The organism is Rummeliibacillus sp. GQ308 (assembly GCF_059759115.1).
The window spans coordinates 1-442 of the sequence record NZ_JCAXDQ010000016.1 but is presented as its reverse complement, the minus strand read 5'-3'; the positions used below and the strand labels follow the sequence as shown (position 1 = coordinate 442).

At 49.1% G+C, this 442-nt stretch carries 4 tRNA genes; all 4 read left to right on the top strand.

Going from position 1 to position 442, the window contains the following annotated elements:
- Window positions 1-66 precede the first annotated feature (66 nt).
- Window positions 67-142, top strand: a tRNA-Val gene (locus tag AC6CHJ_RS16635).
- Between the two features lie 9 nt (window positions 143-151).
- Window positions 152-224: transfer RNA gene (locus tag AC6CHJ_RS16630), tRNA-Lys, on the top strand.
- A 13-nt stretch (window positions 225-237) separates the two neighbouring features.
- Window positions 238-319, top strand: a tRNA-Leu gene (locus tag AC6CHJ_RS16625).
- 13 nt (window positions 320-332) lie between these two features.
- Window positions 333-407 (top strand) — tRNA-Gly (locus tag AC6CHJ_RS16620).
- Window positions 408-442 lie beyond the last annotated feature (35 nt).

Genomic DNA, 442 nt, shown 5'->3' with positions numbered 1-442 from the left:
TCTTTAGCGCCGATGGTAGTTGGGGGCTTCCCCCTGTGAGAGTAGGACGTTGCTAGGCTTAAATATGGAGGATTAGCTCAGCTGGGAGAGCATCTGCCTTACAAGCAGAGGGTCGGCGGTTCGATCCCGTCATCCTCCACCATTTTTAAATGAGTCATTAGCTCAGTTGGTAGAGCATCTGACTTTTAATCAGAGGGTCGTAGGTTCGAATCCTACATGACTCATCATTTAAATTACGCGGGTGTGGCGGAATTGGCAGACGCACTAGACTTAGGATCTAGCGCCGCAAGGCGTGGGGGTTCGACTCCCTTCACCCGCATTAGTTTTTTTGCGCGGAAGTAGTTCAGTGGTAGAACATCACCTTGCCAAGGTGGGGGTCGCGGGTTCGAACCCCGTCTTCCGCTCCACTTATAAAATTATTGAAACTTTTTTATTATAGATT